The sequence below is a fragment of the Microbacterium sp. 1.5R genome (genome assembly GCF_007667425.1).
GTDB lineage: Bacteria > Actinomycetota > Actinomycetes > Actinomycetales > Microbacteriaceae > Microbacterium.
Genome location: NZ_VDRC01000001.1, coordinates 263,625 through 282,690 on the forward strand (window position 1 = coordinate 263,625; position 19,066 = coordinate 282,690).

General features: G+C 69.5%; 17 protein-coding genes. 3 read left to right on the top strand and 14 right to left on the bottom strand.

Features of this window, described 5'->3' with window-relative positions:
* Nucleotides 1–8 precede the first annotated feature (8 nt).
* The 5 genes from FSY98_RS01355 to rplU all read right to left on the bottom strand — a co-directional run bounded on the left by FSY98_RS01355 (nt 9) and on the right by rplU (nt 4,219).
* Nucleotides 9–1,262: a glutamate-5-semialdehyde dehydrogenase gene (locus FSY98_RS01355; protein WP_144873104.1), complete on the bottom strand. Its 1,254-nt coding sequence runs from the start codon at nt 1,260–1,262 to the stop codon at nt 9–11.
* 9 nt (nt 1,263–1,271) lie between these two features.
* The gene (gene proB, locus FSY98_RS01360; protein ID WP_144873107.1) at nt 1,272–2,057 is read right to left on the bottom strand and encodes a glutamate 5-kinase; all 786 of its coding nucleotides are present in this window, start codon (nt 2,055–2,057) and stop codon (nt 1,272–1,274) included.
* A complete protein-coding gene (gene obgE / locus FSY98_RS01365) occupies nt 2,054–3,553 on the bottom strand; it encodes a GTPase ObgE (RefSeq protein ID WP_144873110.1) in 1,500 nt (499 codons plus the stop codon). The genes proB and obgE overlap by 4 nt, the downstream gene beginning before the upstream one ends.
* 75 nt (nt 3,554–3,628) lie before the next feature.
* Complete coding sequence (gene rpmA / locus FSY98_RS01370) at nt 3,629–3,892, bottom strand: 50S ribosomal protein L27 (RefSeq protein ID WP_144873113.1); 264 nt, start codon at nt 3,890–3,892, stop codon at nt 3,629–3,631.
* An 18-nt stretch (nt 3,893–3,910) separates the two neighbouring features.
* The gene (gene rplU / locus FSY98_RS01375) at nt 3,911–4,219 is read right to left on the bottom strand and encodes a 50S ribosomal protein L21 (RefSeq protein ID WP_186307516.1); all 309 of its coding nucleotides are present in this window, start codon (nt 4,217–4,219) and stop codon (nt 3,911–3,913) included.
* 212 nt (nt 4,220–4,431) lie between these two features.
* Between rplU and FSY98_RS01380 the strand changes: the two genes are divergently transcribed.
* Complete coding sequence (locus FSY98_RS01380) at nt 4,432–4,701, top strand: DUF4031 domain-containing protein (RefSeq protein ID WP_144873116.1); 270 nt, start codon at nt 4,432–4,434, stop codon at nt 4,699–4,701.
* On the opposite strand, the gene FSY98_RS01385 is transcribed toward FSY98_RS01380, so the two are convergent.
* Nucleotides 4,663–7,236, bottom strand: a complete 2,574-nt coding sequence (locus FSY98_RS01385; RefSeq protein WP_144873120.1) for an Rne/Rng family ribonuclease — start codon at nt 7,234–7,236, stop codon at nt 4,663–4,665. The genes FSY98_RS01380 and FSY98_RS01385 overlap by 39 nt on opposite strands.
* Nucleotides 7,237–7,528: 292 nt before the next feature.
* On the opposite strand from FSY98_RS01385, the gene FSY98_RS01390 reads away from it, so the two are divergent.
* On the top strand, nt 7,529–8,140 hold the full coding sequence (locus FSY98_RS01390; protein WP_144873122.1) for a vitamin K epoxide reductase family protein: 612 nt from the start codon (nt 7,529–7,531) through the stop codon (nt 8,138–8,140).
* Between the two features lie 63 nt (nt 8,141–8,203).
* On the opposite strand, the gene ndk is transcribed toward FSY98_RS01390, so the two are convergent.
* The 5 genes from ndk to FSY98_RS01415 all read right to left on the bottom strand — a co-directional run bounded on the left by ndk (nt 8,204) and on the right by FSY98_RS01415 (nt 14,943).
* Entirely contained in the window at nt 8,204–8,620 is a 417-nt protein-coding gene (gene ndk / locus FSY98_RS01395) for a nucleoside-diphosphate kinase (protein ID WP_144873125.1), read from the bottom strand.
* Nucleotide 8,621: 1 nt separating this feature from the next.
* On the bottom strand, nt 8,622–9,035 hold the full coding sequence (locus tag FSY98_RS01400; protein WP_260857205.1) for a DUF4233 domain-containing protein: 414 nt from the start codon (nt 9,033–9,035) through the stop codon (nt 8,622–8,624).
* Complete coding sequence (locus tag FSY98_RS01405; protein ID WP_144873131.1) at nt 9,032–10,384, bottom strand: folylpolyglutamate synthase/dihydrofolate synthase family protein; 1,353 nt, start codon at nt 10,382–10,384, stop codon at nt 9,032–9,034. The genes FSY98_RS01400 and FSY98_RS01405 overlap by 4 nt, the downstream gene beginning before the upstream one ends.
* Nucleotides 10,381–13,755, bottom strand: coding sequence for an isoleucine--tRNA ligase (gene ileS / locus FSY98_RS01410; protein WP_144873134.1), 3,375 nt, complete (start codon nt 13,753–13,755; stop codon nt 10,381–10,383). The genes FSY98_RS01405 and ileS overlap by 4 nt, the downstream gene beginning before the upstream one ends.
* Before the next feature lie 342 nt (nt 13,756–14,097).
* Nucleotides 14,098–14,943 (bottom strand): endonuclease domain-containing protein, encoded by an 846-nt coding sequence (locus FSY98_RS01415; RefSeq protein ID WP_144873137.1) that lies wholly within the window; start codon nt 14,941–14,943, stop codon nt 14,098–14,100.
* A gap of 199 nt (nt 14,944–15,142) precedes the next feature.
* On the opposite strand from FSY98_RS01415, the gene FSY98_RS01420 reads away from it, so the two are divergent.
* Nucleotides 15,143–15,793: a pentapeptide repeat-containing protein gene (locus FSY98_RS01420; RefSeq protein WP_144873140.1), complete on the top strand. Its 651-nt coding sequence runs from the start codon at nt 15,143–15,145 to the stop codon at nt 15,791–15,793.
* Here the strand turns inward: FSY98_RS01420 and FSY98_RS01425 are convergent.
* From FSY98_RS01425 to FSY98_RS01435, 3 genes are read right to left on the bottom strand one after another with little or no spacing between them, the layout of a single operon-like run.
* A complete protein-coding gene (locus tag FSY98_RS01425) occupies nt 15,783–17,291 on the bottom strand; it encodes an ABC transporter ATP-binding protein (protein WP_144873143.1) in 1,509 nt (502 codons plus the stop codon). The genes FSY98_RS01420 and FSY98_RS01425 overlap by 11 nt on opposite strands.
* Nucleotides 17,288–18,100: an ABC transporter permease gene (locus FSY98_RS01430; RefSeq protein ID WP_144873147.1), complete on the bottom strand. Its 813-nt coding sequence runs from the start codon at nt 18,098–18,100 to the stop codon at nt 17,288–17,290. The genes FSY98_RS01425 and FSY98_RS01430 overlap by 4 nt, the downstream gene beginning before the upstream one ends.
* Nucleotides 18,097–19,065, bottom strand: coding sequence for an ABC transporter permease (locus tag FSY98_RS01435; protein WP_260857207.1), 969 nt, complete (start codon nt 19,063–19,065; stop codon nt 18,097–18,099). The genes FSY98_RS01430 and FSY98_RS01435 overlap by 4 nt, the downstream gene beginning before the upstream one ends.
* Between the last annotated feature and the right edge of the window lies 1 nt (nt 19,066).

Consider the following 19,066-nt stretch of genomic DNA (forward strand, 5'->3'; position numbering starts at 1 on the left):
TCTAGCCCTCAGCCTCGGGTCTGCCCCGCCCCACGCGCCAGCCACTTCGTGCTGGTCAGCTCGGCGAGCCCCATGGGGCCGCGGGTGTGCAGCTTCTGCGTCGAGATGCCCACCTCTGCACCGAAACCGAATTCTCCCCCGTCCGTGAATCGCGTCGACGCGTTCGCCATCACCACGGCGGAGTCGACTTCTGCGAGGAACCGCTCGGCGTTGCGGGAGTCCGTCGTCACGATCGACTCGGTGTGGCCTGTGCTGTAGCGACGAATGTGGTCGAGGGCATCGTCGAGCGTGTCGACGACCTTGATCGCGATGTCGAGGCTGAGATACTCGGTCGCCCAGTCCTCTTCAGTCGCGGGTATCACGTTCGAGACGAGGCCTGCGACGATGTCGTCACCGTGAATGGCGACGCCTTCGCTCTGCAGCGCGCTGGCCACGAGCGGCACCAGGCGCGGCGCGGCCTGGCGATGCACGAGAACGGTCTCGACGGCGTTGCACACGCTCGGACGCTGCACCTTCGCGTTCACGACGATGTCGCGTGCCCAGTCGTCCGGCGCACTCTCGTCGAGGACGATGTGGACGTTGCCCGCCCCGGTCTCGATCACGGGGACCGTCGACTCCGTGACCACGGTCTCGATCAGTCCGGCGCTGCCCCGCGGCACGAGCACGTCGATGAAACCCCGGCCGTGCATGAGCGCCTTGGCCCCGTCGCGGCCGAAGTCATCGACCGTCTGGATCGCCTCGGGGGTGACCCCGGCCGCACCGAGCGCATCGCGCATGATCCCGACGAGCACGGTGTTCGAGTCGCGGGCCGCGCTACCGCCGCGCAGGACGGCCGCATTCCCCGACCGCAGCGCGAGCGCGGCGATGTCGACCGTCACGTTGGGTCGGGCTTCGTAGATCGCGCCGACCACACCGAACGGCACGCGCACCTGCTCGAGCGCCACGCCGTTCGGCATCCGGTGCCCGCCGACGACGCGTCCGACCGGATCGGGGAGCGCCGCGACCTCGCGCACGGCGGAGGCGAGGGCTGCGACGCGCTTCTCGTCCAGCCGCAGACGGTCGATCAGCGATTCGCCGATGCCGTCGACGCGCCCCCGTTCGATGTCGCGGGCGTTCGCGGCGATGATCCTCTCGGCGTTCGTCTCCAGAGCAGTGGCGATCGCTTCGAGCGCTCGCGCCTTGTCGTCACTGGTCAACGCGGCGGTGGCGCGGGACGCCTCCTTGGCGCGTTCGAGGCGCACCTGCGGGGTCTGGTCGGTCATCCGCCCAGTCTAAGAGAGCGCCGGTTCGAACCAGGTTCCTATTTCTTCGCCGTCCAGGGCCTGGCCGACGAGGTCCGCGCTGGTCACGAGCACGCCGATCCCGGATGCGGCCGCGAGCCGGGCCGCCGACACCTTCGTCGCCGCTCCCCCGGTGCCGACGCTGTTGACGACGGTCGACCCGAACTCGAGTCCGGAGAGGTCGGCATCCGGGGCGACGACATCGATCGGCTCGGCGCGAGGATCGGACGGCGGGCGCGTGTACAGGGATTCGATGTCGCTCAGCAGCACGAGGGCATCGGCCTGCGTGAGCTGAGCCACCAGGGCGCCGAGCCTGTCGTTGTCGCCGAACCGGATCTCCTGCGTCGCGACGGTGTCGTTCTCGTTCACGATAGGCAGGATGCGCAGGCCCAGCAGACGTTCCATGGCCCGGCGGGCGTTGCTGCGCGACGTGGGGTTCTCGAGATCGCCGGTGGTCAGCAGCACCTGGCCGGCGACGATGTCGAACGGACGCAGTGCCTCCTGGTAGCGGTAGACGAGGATGTTCTGCCCCACGGCCGCAGCGGCCTGCTGGGTGGCGAGGTCGGTCGGACGGGCATCGAGACGGAGGAACGGGATGCCGGTGGCGATCGCGCCGGACGATACGAGGATCACCTCGGCGCCGCGGGCATGAGCTGCCGCGAGTGCCTCGACCAGCACCGGGATACGCCATGACGCCTCACCGCTGATCGACGAGGAGCCGACCTTCACGACAATGCGGGAGGCGGTCGCGAGGTCCGCCCGGGTGCGGGCCGTCACGCGTCGTCTCCGCGCGTCGCGAGACGGCGCTCCTCCGCCTCTGCCCTGGCCTCGGCCTTGGCGTCCATCCGCTCGTAGTACTGCTCGCGACGCTCCGACGTGGTGCGGCGGCCGTTCGGCGCGAGGCGGGGGTCGGTGCCGCGAGGAGCCGTCATGAGCTCGGCGGCCGACGACATCGTGGGCTCCCAGTCGAAGACGATGCTGTCGCCCTCTCCGATCACCACGGTCGAGCCCTGGACGGCGCCGAGCCGGAAGAGCTCGTCTTCGGCACCGAGCTTCTCGAGGCGGTCTGCGAGGAAGCCGACGGCTTCTTCGTTCTGGAAGTCCGTCTGCTGCACCCAGCGCACGGGCTTCTCGCCGAGGATGCGGTAGATGTTGCCGTAGGTACCGCCCTCGACCCGGATCGAGAAGTCCTTCTTCGACCCCTTCGGGCGGATCACGACGCGCTCGCGCGCCGGCTCGGCTGCGGCCTGCTCGGCGCGGTGCCGGTCGACGATCTCGCCGAGGGCGAAGGTGAGGGGGCGCAAGCCCTCGTGCGACACCGTCGAGATCTCGAACACGCGGAATCCGCGCGCCTCGAGGTCGGGGCGGACGAGGTCGGCCAGGTCGCGCGCCTCGGGGACGTCGACCTTGTTGAGTGCGACGAGCTGCGGGCGCTCGAGCAGCGGGGTCTGCCCCTCGGGCACCTCGTAGGCCGCGAGCTCGGCGAGGATGACGTCGAGATCGGAGATCGGGTCGCGACCGGGCTCCAGCGTGGCGCAGTCGATGACGTGCAGCAGAGCGGAGCAGCGCTCGACATGGCGCAGGAACTCGAGGCCGAGACCCCGTCCTTCACTGGCACCCTCGATGAGCCCCGGCACGTCGGCGACGGTGTAGCGGAAGTCGCCCTGCTGGACGACCCCCAGGTTGGGGTGGAGGGTCGTGAAGGGGTAGTCGGCGATCTTCGGACGCGCGGCGGAGATCGCGCCGATCAGGCTCGACTTGCCGGCGGAGGGATACCCGACCAGTGCGACGTCGGCGACCGTCTTGAGTTCGAGGACGACATCGCCCTCGTGCCCGGGCGTCCCGAGCAGGGCGAATCCGGGTGCCTTGCGCTTCGGCGTCGCGAGCGCCGCGTTGCCAAGGCCACCCTGGCCGCCCTGCGCGACGACGAAGCGCTCGCCGGGCTCGACCAGGTCGATCAGCACGTCGCCCGCGGTGTTCTTGACGACGGTGCCGACGGGCACCGGCAGGACGAGGTCTTCTCCCATGAAGCCGGCACGGTGGTCGCCCATGCCGGGGCCGCCGTTGCCGGAGCTGCGGTGCGGCGAGTGGTGATACGAGAGGAGCGTGCCGGTCTGCGAGTCGGCCACGAGGACGATGTCGCCGCCGTCGCCGCCGTTCCCGCCGTCGGGTCCGCCGAGCGGCTTGAACTTCTCGCGGTGCACCGAGACACAGCCGTTGCCGCCCTTGCCCGCACGCAGATGCAGCGTCACGGTGTCGACGAAGGTGACCATGTCTCTCTCCTTGCAAAAAAGAATCGGGGCGGGCCGAAGCCCGCCCCGATTCGAATGTCTAGCGTCGTGCTGTGATCACTCAGCAGCAGCAGCGGCGACGATGTTGACGACCTTGCGGCCACCCTTCGCGCCGAACTCGACCGCGCCGGCGGCGAGGGCGAACAGCGTGTCGTCGCCACCACGGCCGACGTTCACGCCGGGGTGGAAGTGCGTGCCGCGCTGGCGGACGATGATCTCGCCGGCGAGGACCTGCTGGCCGCCGAAGCGCTTCACGCCGAGGCGCTGAGCGTTGGAGTCACGACCGTTACGGGTGGAGCTTGCGCCCTTTTTGTGTGCCATGTCCTGGTCTCCTCGGTCTTACTTGATGCCGGTGATCTTGACGCGCGTGAGCTCCTGGCGGTGGCCCTGACGCTTCTTGTAGCCGGTCTTGTTCTTGTACTTCTGGATGATGATCTTCGGGCCGCGGAGGTTGCCGAGAACCTCAGCCGTGACCTTGACCTTCGCGAGCGAGTCAGCGTCGGTGGTCACCGTGGCGCCGTCGACGAGCAGCACAGCGGCCAGCTCGATCTTCTCGCCCTGAGCAGCCTGAACACGGTCGAGCTGAACGATCGTGCCGACCTCGACCTTCTCCTGCCGCCCACCGGCGCGCACTACTGCGTAAACCACTTCATACCTGTTTCGTTGGGGAGCTCGCGGCTCCGAGAATCTCACGGGAAGACTGTTGCTTGCTGCGTCGCGGGGGCGACGGGTGCGACTGCAAGACTCTCCGCTCCGACCGTCGAGGACGACGCGGCATGCGCACCAAGGGACTACTTTACCGGATGCCGGACACGGAGGCAAAACGTCGAACGCGACGCGTCCGGTCGTAGGCTGACGAGATGACCGTTCTCATCGACGACCCCGTCTGGCCGGCCCACGGACGACTGTGGGCGCACCTGGTCAGCGACGAGAGTCTCGACGAGTTGCACGCGTTCGCCCGTGCCCAGGATCTCCCCCGGCGCGCCTTCGACCTCGACCACTACGACGTCCCGGAGGACGCGCTCCCGCGGCTCCTCGCCGCCGGTGCTCAGCATGTCGGCGGCAAGGAGCTCGTCAGGAGACTGATCGCGTCAGGACTCCGAGTCCGGGGTCGCGATCGGAGCCGCTGAGTCGGAGTTCACCGACACCGGGGTCCCGGTGAGCGCGGCGGTGGTCACGCGACGGCGTCCACGTCCCTGCCCCGGAGCCTTCGGCTCGGGGAGAGCGTCGAGCACGGAGTCGAGCAGCTGCTCGGCCGGCGACTTGGGGCCCTTGCGCTCCGAGCCGCGCTTCTTGCGGGGCTTCTTGGGGCGCTCCTGCGCGGCGGGCGCCGGCGCATCGACCTCGACGTCCGGAGCGTCCGGAGAGTCCGCGAGCACATCGGCGGCTGGGGCGCGCGTGGAGGCGGCGATCTGCGCGAGTGCGGACTTGGCGCCCTCGGGGATGCTGTGGGTGGTCGCCGCGGGCGCGGAATTCTGATTCTGGCCGTTGCCGTTCCCGCGCTGGCGACGGTTCGACGAAGAGCCTCCGTTGCCGCCGCCGTTGCCGTTCGAGGCGCCGTTGGAGCGGTGCTTCACCACGGGATCGTGATGAACGATGACGCCGCGACCGGCGCACACGTCGCACGCCTCGCTGAACGTCTCGAGCAGCCCGAGGCCGAGCTTCTTGCGCGTCATCTGCACGAGGCCGAGCGAGGTGACCTCGGCGACCTGGTGCTTCGTCCGGTCGCGGCTGAGGCACTCGATAAGACGACGCAGCACGAGATCACGGTTCGACTCGAGCACCATGTCGATGAAGTCCACGACGATGATGCCGCCGATGTCACGCAGACGCAGCTGACGGACGATCTCCTCGGCCGCCTCCAGGTTGTTCTTCGTGACCGTCTCTTCGAGGTTTCCTCCCGAGCCGACGAACTTGCCGGTGTTGACGTCGACCACGGTCATGGCCTCGGTGCGGTCGATCACGAGCGAACCGCCGGAGGGCAGCCAGACCTTGCGGTCGAGCGCCTTCTCGATCTGCTCCGTGATGCGGAACGCGTCGAAGGGATCGACCTCGTCCTCGTAGGACTCGACGCGCTCGAGCAGGTCAGGGGCGACGCTCTCGAGATAGGCGCGGATCGTGCGCTGCGCGTCCTCGCCCTGGATGAGCATCTTCGTGAAGTCCTCGTTGAAGACGTCACGGACGATCTTGACGAGCAGATCAGGCTCGGCGTGCAGGAGTGCCGGGGCCTGCTGGCTCTCGACCTGCTTGCGGATGTGCTCCCACTGTGTGGTGAGCCGCTGCACGTCGCGGGTCAGCTGGTCTTCGGTGGCGCCTTCGGCGGCGGTGCGGACGATCACGCCGGACGATTCGGGCAGCACCTCCTTGAGGATGCGCTTGAGACGCGCACGCTCGTTGTCGGGGAGCTTGCGGCTGATGCCGTTCATCGATCCGCCGGGCACGTACACGAGGTATCGGCCGGGGAGCGAGATCTGGCTCGTCAGTCGCGCACCCTTGTGCCCGACCGGATCCTTCGTGACCTGCACGAGGACGCGATCGCCGGCTTTGAGCGCAAGCTCGATGCGGCGGGGCTGGTTGCCGGTCTCGACGCCGTCCCAGTCGACCTCTCCGGAGTACAGCACGGCGTTGCGGCCACGGCCGATGTCGACGAACGCCGCCTCCATGCTCGGCAGAACGTTCTGCACGCGGCCGAGGTAGACGTTGCCGATCAGCGATGCGTCCTGATTGCGGGCGACGTAGTGCTCCACGAGCACGCCGTCCTCGAGGACGCCGATCTGCGTGCGGCCGTTCTTGGCGCGGACGACCATCTTGCGGTCGACCGACTCGCGGCGCGCGAGGAACTCGGCCTCGGTGACCACGGGGCGACGACGACCGGCGTCGCGTCCGTCGCGACGACGCTGCTTCTTGGCTTCGAGGCGCGTCGATCCCTTGATCGCCTTCGGCTCGGTGATGTATTCGACCGTCCGCTGGCGCGGCTGACGGGGCTCGTCGCGCTGATCGCCCTCATCCGAACCGCCACGCCGGCGGCGGCCGCGGCGGCCGGAGGACGACTCCTCGGTGTCGCGCTCGAGGTCGCGCTCGAACCCACGGTCACGGTCGCGATCGCGTCCCGTCACCGCCGGCAGCGGCACGATCTCGGGCGCGTAGAAGTGCAGGCGCGTCGAGACCTGCGACACGAAGACCTCGGGAAGCAGACCGAGGGAGACGGCGGTGACCGGAGCGGGCTTCGCGGGCTCCACGGCCTGCGGCGCCTCGGTAGTCGGCTGGTCTGCGGGCTCGTCGATCGCCGGAGCCTTCTCGGCAGCCGGAACTTCGTCGGCGACCGGAGCTTCCTCTGCGACCGGAGCAGCCGGAGCCTCCTCGGCGACCGGAGCCTCCTCCGCGACCGCAGCATCCTCGGCAACCGGAGCCTCCGCCGCGACCGGGGCTTCCTCCGCAACCGGAGCATCCTCCGCAACCGGGGCATCCTCCGCGACGGGGGCATCTTCCGCCACCGAGGACTCCTCGTCTGCGGGCGCGGCGTCGATCTCGACCACCGTGTCCTCGGCGGGCGTCTCCTCCGCGGGCGACTCCTCGGGAGTCTCCGCGATCACTGCGTCTGATGCGTCGGCATCCGCAGCGAAGTCGAGAGTGTGGGCGTCGTAGTCATTGTTCTCGTCGGCCATCTCTGGCGTACTCCTCGCGCGGGGCACCGGGTGCTCCGCGAATTCTCATGCGGCACCGGGGTGTCGCGAACTCATTCGGCGTGCGACCGGCTCTGGGCTCTGATCGCGAGGGGCATACGGCCCCGAAGTCTTCGTCGATGCGTGCTGCGACCGGGTCGAGCGGTGCATCACAGGCCATTATCGCACCAAGTGGGCGCGAACGCGGCATCCGACGATCCCCCGGTCGCGGCGGGGCAGATATTCTCCGGCGGCGTCTCGCCGGATCCATAGCGATCGCTGTGATAATCCACATATGAGCGAGCAGCGCACCCGCCCCACCGTCTACGCCGTCTGGCTGATCATCGCGAGCATCGTCGGGCTGACCGCGGCCTTCGCGCTGACCGTGGAGAAGTTCATGCTCCTCGAGAACCCCCAGGACGCCCTGGCGTGCGACATCAGCCCGTTCATCCAGTGCAGCAAGAATCTCGAGTCGTGGCAGGGCGAGGTGTTCGGTTTCCCGAACCCGATCATGGGTCTCATGGGCTGGATGGCGCCGCTGATCCTCGGAGTGGCGATCCTCGCCGGCGCACGGTTCCCGCGGTGGTTCTGGGCCGCGTTCGGCGCCGGGGTCACCTTCGCCTTCGGTCTCGTCTGCTGGCTCATCTGGCAGAGCCTCTACGACCTCTTCGTCCTGTGCCCGTGGTGCATGATCACCTGGGCCGTCACGATCCCGACCTTCTTCGCCACCATGCTGCACCTGACCCGCAACGGCACGTTCACGAGCAACGAGATGGTCAGGGCCCGCGCCGACAAGCTCATGGTGTGGGTGCCGCTCGCGTCGATCCTCGCCTACGCGGTCATCATCATGCTCGCGCAGCTGCAGGGGCTCGACTTCCTCGGCGAGATGGCTCGCATCATCTTCTGACCCTCGACGTCACGACGAAGCCCGCTGCACCCGGGGGTGCAGCGGGCTTCGTCGTGACGTGCGTCAGTCGAACCAGAGGCCGAGCTCGCGGGCAGCCGACTCGGGGCTGTCGGAGCCGTGCACGAGGTTCTGCTGCACCTTGAGGCCCCAGTCGCGGCCGAAGTCGCCGCGGATCGTGCCGGGGGCGGCGGTGGTGGGGTCGGTGGTGCCGGCGAGCGAGCGGAAGCCCTCGATCACCCGGTTGCCGGCGAGACGGATCGCGACCGACGGGCCGGAGAGCATGAACTCGAGCAGCGGCTCGTAGAACGGCTTGCCCTCGTGCTCGGCGTAGTGGGCGGCGAGCAGATCGCGGTCGGGCTCGACGAGGCGGATGTCGACGAGGGCGTAGCCCTTCGATTCGATGCGCGCCAGGATCGCGCCGGTGAGGCCGCGGGCGACGCCGTCGGGCTTGACGAGGACGAGGGTTTCTTCGGTGGCCATGTCATTCACTCTCTGTCTGAGTCTCGGTGGCGGATCCGCCGGGGCGTCGTGCGTCCAGACGGGCCCCCATGATCGTCGCATACGCCCACATGCCGCCGAAAATCAGCACCACGAGCAGGATGGCCGGCACGAGGATCGCCGACAGCGCGATGAGCGCCTGGATGACCCACCCTGCGATGATGGCCCACGGCTTGGTGATCATGCCGGCCACGGCGATGCAGGCGAGACCGAGCACCCCTCCGGCGACGATCCCCCACCACTGCGGGATGCCGGCAGGCAGCGTCTTGAGCCCGAAGACCGTGAGTCCGGCGAGGAAGACGACGATCGACTCGAAGCCGAGCACGATCGAGGCGAGCTTCTGCACGAGGGTGCGCTGCGGTCGTGACCGTCGCGCCGGGGCGGAGTCCGCGCTCACGCGCGCCACCCCGACTTCCAGTCCTCCTCCTCGGCGAGGGCGATCGCCTCGCCGGCGAGCACGACGGAGCCCGCGACGACGACGGCGCGGCGGTCGGACGACGCGGCCCACTCGCGTGCGGCATCGGCGGCGTCGGCGAGCGTCTGGTGCACGGTCGCACGGTGTCCCGTCGCCTCGACGAGGTCGGCGATGCTGTCGGCGTCGCTCGCCCGATCGGACTCCGGCGCGGTCGCGAAGACGTGCGCGGCGACCGGAGCGAGACGCGCGACGATGCCCGCCGCGTCCTTATCGGCGAGGATGCCGAGCACGACGCCCCACTCGTCGAAGTCGAAGCTGTCGTCCATGGCCTGTGCGAGCGCAGCCGCGCCGTGCGGATTGTGCGCAGCGTCGACGATCACCGTGGGGGCGATGCCGAGCAGCTGGAGGCGCCCGGGCGACGTCGCTCCCTGGAGTCCCTCCGAGACGATGTCGTCGGCGATGCGCTGCTGCGCTCCCCCGATCAGCGACTCGACGGCGGCCAGGGCGAGGGCCGCGTTGTGGCCCTGGTGCGCACCGTACTGCGGCAGATACTCCTCGACGTAGTTGCCCGCGAGTCCGCGGATCGTGATGAGCTGCCCGCCGACGGCGAGCTTCTGCTCGACGAGGCCGAAGTCGTCGCCCTCGAAGGCGATCGTGGCGTTGCGCTCGCCCGCGACACGTCGCAGCACCTCCGCGGCAGCCTCGGACTGCTGCGCGGAGACGACGGACGCGCCCTCCTTGATGATCCCCGCCTTGACCTGCGCGATCTCGGCGACCGTGTCCCCCAGCCGATCGGCGTGGTCGATGTCGATCGGCGCGAAGACCGCGACGTCGCCGTCCGCCGTGTTGGTGGAGTCCCACTCGCCGCCCATGCCGACTTCGAGCACGAGCACGTCGACCGGCGCATCGGCGACAGCGACGAAGGCGAGCACGGTCAGCAGCTCGAAGAACGTCAGCGGCTCCTCGCCCGCGGCCTCCAGCTCGCCGTCGACGATGCCGACGAACGGCTCGATCTCGTCCCAGGCATCGGCGACCGCCTCGTCGGCGATGGGCTCGCCGTCGATCATGATCCGCTCGGTGAACCGCTCCAGATGGGGGCTCGTGAAGAGACCCGTGCGCAGCCCATGGGCACGCAGCAGGCTCTCGATCATCCGGGCCGTCGACGTCTTGCCGTTGGTGCCCGTGATGTGCACGACCCGGTAGGTGCGCTGCGGATCGTCGAGCAGCTCGAGCACACGAGCCGTGCGCTCCTTTCGCGGCTGCACCCAGCGCTCCCCCGCACGGCTCAGCAGGGTCTCGTAGACGGCATCCGCTCTGTCGCGCGCGCTCATGCGTCCACCCCCTCGCGCTCCACCGACGTGGCGTCGATCGTGACGATGATCGGTCCCTTCGAGGCACCGAGCGCCCGAGCGCCCGTGCGGAAGACGCCGTCGCCCGGGCTCTCCACCCCGTCGACCACGGCGTCCAGGCCGTCGGTCGGCTGCGCGGCGAAGGCGATGGCCAGGGTCTCGCGGGAGATGAGTTCGGAGTGCGCGTTGAGAGCGATCGCGTCCTCGGGCGTGGCGTTGAGGGCGAGCACGATGCGATCGCTGACGTCGAGGCCCGCGTTCTTGCGTGCCTCCTGCACGACGCGGATCGCGTCGCGGGCGAGGCCCTCGGCCTCGAGCTCGGGGGTGGTCTGCGTGTCGAGCAGCACGAAGCCTCCGCTCGGGACGAGTGCGAGAGCTTCGCCCTCGGGGCGGCCCGAGGTTTCCAGCACGAGCTCGTACTCCAAGGGCTCCAGCGCGACACCGCCTGCCGTCACCACTCCATCGACCTCCGACCAGTCGCCGGCCTTGGCAGCCTTGATAACCGTCTGCACGTTCTTGCCGAGACGCGGCCCCGCCGCTCGGGCGTTGACGCTCAGCCGATGGCTGATGCCGTAGTCCGCAGCTGTGGCGTCGGATTGCGGCACGAGCTCGACCGACTTGACGTTGAGCTCCTCGCGCAGGATGTCCTCGAACTGGCCGAGCGTGTCGGCGAGGGGCGACACGACCGTGAGGCGCGCGAGCGGCAGGCGGACGCGCAGCTTCTCGCGCTTGCGCAGGGCGTTGCCGACGCTCGAGAGCTCGCGCACGGCATCCATGGCGTCACGGATGTCGTCGGCGGCCGGGAACGCCTCGGCGTCCGGCCAGTCCTGCAGATGCACACTGCGTCCGCCGGTGAGTCCCTGCCAGACGCGCTCGCTCACGAGCGGCACGAGCGGAGCCGCGACGCGGCACAGGGTCTCGAGGACGGTGTAGAGCGTGTCGAACGCGTCGGTGGACGAACCTTCCCAGAACCGGTCGCGCGAGCGACGGATGTACCAGTTGGTGAGCACCTCGGCGAAGTCGCGCAGACGAGCGGACGCCGTGGTCGAGTCCAGTCCTTCGAGGTCGGCGCGCACGTCACGGACGAGGTCGCCGAGCCGGGCGAGGATGTACCGGTCGAGCACATCGGTCGAGTCGGTCCTCCAGGACGCCTCGTACCCGCCGTCCTTTGCCGCATTGGCGTACGTGGCGAAGAAGTACCAGGAATTCCACAGCGGCAGCAGGAACTCGCGCACCCCGGCGCGGATCCCCTCTTCGGTGACCGCGAGGTTGCCACCGCGCAGCACCGAGCTCGACATGAGGAACCAGCGCATCGCATCGGATCCATCGCGGTCGAGCACCTCGGACACGTCGGGGTAGTTGCGCAGCGACTTCGACATCTTGTAGCCGTCGCTGCCGAGCACGATGCCGTGGCAGCTCACACCGGTGAACGCCGGACGGTCGAACAGCGCGGTCGACAGCACGTGCATGACGTAGAACCAGCCGCGGGTCTGGCCGATGTACTCGACGATGAAATCGGCCGGGGCGTGCGAGTCGAACCACCCCTGGTTCTCGAACGGGTAGTGCACCTGGGCGTAGGGCATCGACCCCGAATCGAACCACACGTCGAAGACGTCCTCGATCCGGCGCATCGTGCTCTTCCCGGTGGGGTCGTCGGGGTTCGGCCGGGTGAGGTCGTCGATGTACGGCCGGTGCAGATCGACCTCGCCCTCCGGGTTGCGCGGCAGCGTGCCGAAGTCGCGCTCGAGTTCTTCGAGCGACCCGTAGGTGTCGACGCGCGGGTACTCGGGGTCGTCGCTCTTCCACACGGGGATCGGTGACCCCCAGTAGCGGTTGCGGCTGATCGACCAGTCGCGGGCACCCTCGAGCCACTTGCCGAACTGGCCGTACTTCACGTTCTCCGGCACCCAGGTGATCTGCTCGTTGTTCGCGAGCAGGTCGTCCTTGATGTCGGTGACGCGGATGAACCAGCTCGACACCGCCTTGTAGATCAGGGGGTTCCGGCAGCGCCAGCAGTGCGGGTACGAGTGCACGTAGCTCTGCTCGCGCAGCAGCCGGCCCTCGCCGCGCAGAAGCCGGATGAGCGGCGTGTTGGCGTCCATCCAGAGCTGCCCCGCGACGTCTGCGACGTTCGGCAGGAACCGTCCGCCGTCGTCGAGCGACAGGATAGTCGGGATGCCGGCGGCACCGGCGACCCGCTGGTCGTCCTCACCGTAGGCGGGCGCCTGGTGGACGATGCCGGTACCGTCGCTGACCGTGACGTAGTCGTCGACGAGGATGCGCCACGCGTTCTCAGTGCCGTAGGTCTCGGCATCCGCGTAGTAGTCGAACAGGCGGTCGTAGGTGACATCCTGCAGCTCTGAGCCCCGGACGGTCTGGTCGACCGCGGCGAGCGCGTCGTCCGCGCTCTCGTAGCCGAGGTCCTTCGCATAGCCGGAGAGCAGCTCGCGCGCGAGGAGGTACCGGTGCGCGGAGGCCTCGACCGCGGCATCCGTGGTGCCGGCGGTGGCGTGCACGTCGGCGGCGCCGCCCGGGCCCGCGGGGACGACGACGTACTCGATGTCCGGCCCCACGGCGAGCGCGAGGTTCGTCGGGAGGGTCCAGGGCGTGGTCGTCCAGGCGAGGGCGCGCACGGCGGTCAGGCCCAGCGCCTCGGCCTTCGCGCCCGTGAGCGGGAACGTGACCGTCACCGACGGATCCTGACGGTTCTGGTAGACGTCGTCGTCCATGCGGAGCTCATGTGCCGACAGCGGGGTCTCGTCGCGCCAGCAGTACGGCAGCACGCGATAGCCCTCGTAGGCGAGGCCCTTGTCGTAGAGCGTCTTGAACGCCCAGAGCACGCTCTCCATGTAGCCGAGGTCGAGCGTCTTGTACCCCCGCTCGAAGTCGACCCAGCGCGCCTGGCGGGTGACGTAGTCCTGCCACTCGTGCGTGTACTTCAGCACCGAGGAGCGCGCCTTCTCGTTGAAGACGTCGATGCCCATGGCCTCGATCTCGCTCTTCTCGGTGATGCCGAGCTGCTTCATGGCTTCGAGCTCGGCAGGCAGGCCATGGGTGTCCCAGCCGAAGACGCGGTCGACCTTCTTGCCGATCATGGTCTGGAACCGAGGGAACACGTCCTTCGCGTAGCCGGTCAGCAGGTGCCCGTAGTGGGGCAGGCCGTTGGCGAACGGCGGGCCGTCGTAGAACACCCATTCGTCCGCGCCCTCGCGCTGTTCGATCGAGGCGCGGAACGTGTCGTCCTGCTTCCAGAAGTCGAGCACGTCCTGCTCGATCTCGGGGAAGCGCGGGCTCGGGGCGACGGAGGCAGCCTGGTCGGCGGCGGGGCCGAAGGAGGAACGCGGGTAGGTCATGTCGTCTCGCAGGAGTCGTGGCGGATGCTGCTGCGAGGACGACCCTCCGGATTCTCTCTCCGGATGGACCGCGGTACCACCTCGCGTGCCGCGCCTCACGGCGGGACCACTCTCACTGCGGCTGTGACGGGCCTGCCCCGCTCGGTTCTACTGGGTCCTGGGACCGTTCTTCCGAGAGCTCCCCGGTGATGGCCGGATCAGTGCTCGTGACTCCATTGTACGCGGGACCCGGCGCCTCCGGCATCCGCACTCCCGGTCGCGCGTGCGCGCTCCCGTCGCAGATTCACACTCCCGTCGCACGAATTTACGACGTCCGTGCGACGCGGGTGCGACTTTGCGACGTCAGCGTCGCTTGTGAAGTCCTTGGGCGACCGCACGCATGATCGCATCCTGCACCGCCGGCCAGTCGTGCATGACCTGGTGGTAGCCGACCCGGATCACGTGGTACCCCATGAGCAACAGCTCGGCGTCATGACGGATATCCGCCGTGCGCTGAGCCCCGACGTGCGTAGATCCGTCGATCTGAATGATGAGCCGTTCTCCGACCAGAGCGTCGACGCGATGGCCGGCGATCCAGGTCTGGAAGTGCAGGGGCACTCGGAGGAACCGCAGCCGCGGCCGCAGATACGTCTCCAGCCCGGCATCGGCGAATGGCCAAGCATCCGCGAGCAGCCTGCGCGCAGCGGGCTTGAGACGGAGCCGCGCGAGGGCTTCCTTCGTCACGAGTCCCCGGTTCAACGCCGAGTCCCAGGTGGCGAGCGCCTGTTCATAGGGCTCGCAGGCGGCGACGATCGCCAGCACGTTCTCGATCGGGTCCTCGAGGAGGTCCGGATGCCGAGCCACGACCGGCCGCGACCAGTGAACCCGCAGATGCGCGTCCTGCCCTCCGCGCGATCCGGGAGTCAGACCGACGTGCGGAACGTTCCGCTCGTCGTGCACCCAGAGCCCGAGACGGCGCGCCTGGGTCACGCAGGTCAACACCACACCGCGTCGGGCGGCCTCCACCAGCATCCGATCCGCGCCGGGAACCGCGACCCACCGCGGTCGCAGCCGCATGAGCATCCCCGCATCCACGGCTGTCTCGATACCCCGTCTGCTGATTCCACGATCGCGGAGGCGCTCGGTCCGTGCGACCCCGCCGAACTCGGACATCGCGACGAGCAGACGGGCTCTTCTTCGCTCCTGCATCCCGTGATCCTGCCTCAGTTCCAGAGCACTCTTTCCCCGCTGTCCAGGACAGCGAAGAACAGGGTCGTCGACGGGAGGATGTGCAGGAGGGGTGGCGCGTCGCACTTTCGCACCCGCGTCGCAGGAATCAGCCCCATCAATGTGACGCGCATGCACATCTGCGACAGGTCAAGGTCGGCCCCCGGCCTACGCTCGACCCATGGCTCGCTCATTCGACACCCTCGTGGCCCCTCGGGTCTCCCCTCCCGACCTGCCGCCGCATCTCGCACCCGCAGAACCCGGGCGGGCCGTCGATCTCCTCGAGGCGCAGCTCGACCTCCGCGGCACCGTCGACCTCGCACACTCGTCGCTCGAGCAGTGCGCCATCAGCGCGGATGCCGACAGCGTCGACCTCACCGGAGCGACCCTGATCGACGTCGCGATCGCCGACGCCAGGATGGCCTCGCTCCGGCTGCGGGACGCGAACCTCCGCCGAGTCCGCATCGAGGGCGGTCGTCTCGGCACTCTCGACCTCAGCGGCGCACGCATCGACGAGCTCGAGCTGCGGGGCGTGCGGATCGACTACCTGAACCTCGGCGGGGCGAAGGCCACGGATGTCGAGATCGCCGACTGCGGCATCCATACCCTCGACATGCCGCAGGCCGAGCTGACCCGCGTCCGGTTCTCGGACAGTCGCACCGACGAAGTCGATCCTCGTGGGCTCCGCGCGGCGCACGTCGACCTTCGCGGTCTCGATGCGGGCGCGTTCCTCGACGCGAACAGTCTGCGGGGTACGACGCTCTCGTCGTTCCAGGTGCAGCAGCTCGCCCCGGTCCTCGCGGCGAGCATCGGCATCCGCGTCATCGACTGAACGGCCCACCTGCCTCCAGCAGCTCTTTGGTGAACGGATGCTGCGGTGCGGCGAACACCGACGCCGCCGCCCCCTGCTCGACGATGACCCCGTCCTGCATGACGATGACGTCGTCCGCCACGGCTCCCACCACATCGAGGTCATGCGACACGAAGACCATCGTCAGTTCACGCTCGCGCTGCAGCCGGAGCAGAAGCCGCAGGACCCGCTCCCGCACCGAGGGGTCGAGCGCGGAGACGGGTTCGTCGAGCACGAGCACCTGCGGGTCGGCGGCGAGCGCACGGGCGATGGCTGCGCGCTGGCGCTGCCCTCCGGAGAGGGCGTGCGGTCGCCGGCGCGCGAGGCCCGCGTCGAGATCGACCTCGCGCAGCAGTTCGTCGACGCGGCGGGCGCGCTCGGAACGCGCGATCCCTCCGGCGGCCAGCGCCTCCCGCAGCGAGCGGCCGATGGTCCATCGGGGATCGAACGCTCCGAGCGGGTTCTGGTGCACGAGCTGCACCCGCGGCGACCCTGACCACTTCAGCGTGCCGTCGTCCGGTCGCTCGACCCCGACGATCATGCGGGCCAGGGTGGTCTTCCCCGATCCCGACTCGCCGACCACGCCGAGCGTGCGCCCGTCGGCCACCGAGAACGTCGCCCGGTCGACCGCCGGTACGCCGCCGAAGGACTTCGAGACACCGGCCGCGACGAGCACGGGGGCGGCCGGGTCCGCGACACCCTCCCTCGGTTCGTGGATGGTCGCGGCGATGAGCTGGCGCGTGTACTCGTGCTGCGGGTTCTCCATCACCCCGGCCACCGGGCCGGACTCCACGACCTCGCCTCTGCGCATGACCAGCACCCGATCGGCCACGCGGCGCACCGCGGCGAAGTCGTGGCTGATGAAGACGACGGCCGTGCCGGCATCGGCGATGTCGCGCAGCAGTCGGAGGATCCGCGCCTGCACGGTGGCATCGAGCGCCGTGGTCGGTTCGTCGGCGATGAGCACAGCCGGGTCGGCCGCCAGAGCCGAGGCGATCAGGGCCCGTTGCCGCAGCCCGCCCGAGAGCTCGTGCGGATACTGCCGCACTCGGCGTTCGATGTCGGGCATCCACACCCGCCGGAGGAGGTCCCGCACTCGCTCCGGCACCGTGCGTCGACTGTCCGCGAGACCGTGCAGGTGAAGCGGCTCGGCGACGGCGTCCCCGATCCGTTGCAGCGGATCGAGCGACACGAGCGCATCCTGCGACACCAGGGCGATTCGTCTGCCTCTCACCCCGCGCCAGCGGCGCTCGCTGAGCTGGCGAGCGTCGATCCCGTCGATCATCAACCTCTCCACGCGCACCAGGGCGTCCGCGGGGGCGAGCCCGAGCAGAGCCCGAGCCGTCAGGGATTTGCCTGCTCCCGACTCTCCGACGACGGCGACGCACTCCCCTGGCTCGACGCGCAGCGAGACACCGTCGACGACGACGTCCGCCCCGAAGCCGATGCGGAGTCCGTGCACCTCCAGGGCCGCACTCACGATGCCCGCCCCTCGGCACGCGCCCAGAGGGTGCGACCCACGATCGTCGCGGCGATCACCGTCACCGTGATGGCGATGCCGGGGAACACGGCGATCCACCACGCCTGGCCGAGCACGTTCCGGCCGCCGGCGAGCATCAGCCCCCACTCGGGTGTGGGCTCCGACGGTCCGAGCCCGAGGAAGCTCAGCCCCGCCGCGGCGAGGATGCTCGATCCGATGCCGATCGTCGCGAGCACGCTCAGCGATCCCAGGACACCCGGTGCGACGTGACGCACGAACGCTCGCACCGGACCGACACCGAGGATGCGGGCGGCCTCGACGTGTTCCGCACCGCGCAGCACGCGGGTCTGCACCCGGGCGAGACGGATGTACACGGGCACCGCGGCGAGCGTCACAGCGATGGCGATGTTGACCGCACCCGGTCCGAGGACCGCGATGACGACGAGCGCGACGAGGAACTCGGGGAAGGCCATGAGCACGTCGTTCACCCGCATCAATCCCGTGTCGACGGCACGAGGCGCCACCCCGGCGAGCGCTCCGAGGATCAGCCCCGCAGCGAGCGCGATGCCGGTGGCGAGCACTCCGATCCCGATGGAGCGCCCCGCGCCGAAGACGACCCGCGAATAGACGTCGCGGCCGCTCTGGTCGGTGCCGAAGAGGTGCGCGGCGCTCGGCGCCTGCAGCGCCGCTCTCACGTCGGTCTGCAGCGGATCATGGGTCGACAGCAGCCCGGGGAACAGCGCGGCGAAGGCCAGCGCCACGAGGACGGCGACCGCGCACCAGAGCAGCGCGGTCTGAGCACCCCTCACCGGAGAACCGCCGTCGCGGGGCGACGGGTCGCGCGCAGCCGCTGCGTCCGCAACCGCGGGTCGAGGAGCGGGTGCAGCAGCTCGACGATGAGGTTGACGACGACGAACACGACGGCGCTGAACAGGATGATGCCGGTGATCACGGGCAGATCGCGATTGCTGATCGCTGCGAGAGTGACCCGACCGAGGCCGGAGCGCGCGAAGACGGTCTCGACGAGCACCGCACCTCCGAGGACCGAGCCCGTGAGGTACGCGGCGAGCGTGATCGACCCGGCCGCCCCGTGGCGGAGTCCGTGCCGCAGCGTGAACCATCCGGGGCCTGCCCCGCGCGCACGGACGGTCTCGGCGAACGGCATCCGCTCCGCCTGCGCGAGTCCGTCACGCAGCACCTGACTGAGCAGCGCCGCGACCGGCAGTGCGAGCGTGATCGCCGGGAGCACGATCGTCGCGGGGTTGCGAGCACCCGACACGGGGAACCACCCGAGACCGAACGCGAAGACGCTGAGCAGGACCAAGCCGATCCAGAACACCGGCGACGACAGGATGACGAGTTCGATGCCGGCGGCGATGGACCGTGCCACCCGGCCGCGCACCAGCACGGCGACGGCGAGCGCGAGCAGCACGGCGATCAGCAGAGCCAGTGCCGACAGCTGCAGCGTGGCGCCGAGCTGCCGGCCGATCACCTCGGTCACCGGCATCCGGAGCTGGTACGACTCCCCCAGGTCTCCCCTCGCGAGCTGGCCGATGAAGGCGACGTACTGCTCGAGGGGCGGACGGTCGAGCCCGAGCTCCGCCCGGATGCCGTCCTTCACCGCCTCGCTCACCTGGGCCTGCGGCCCGAGCATCACCGACACAGGGTCGCCCGGGACCACTCTGAACGCGAGGAACGCGAGAGTCGCCGCTCCCCACAGCACCACCACGATGGATGCCGCGAGTCCCGCGATCCGGAACAGCGCAGCCTTCACG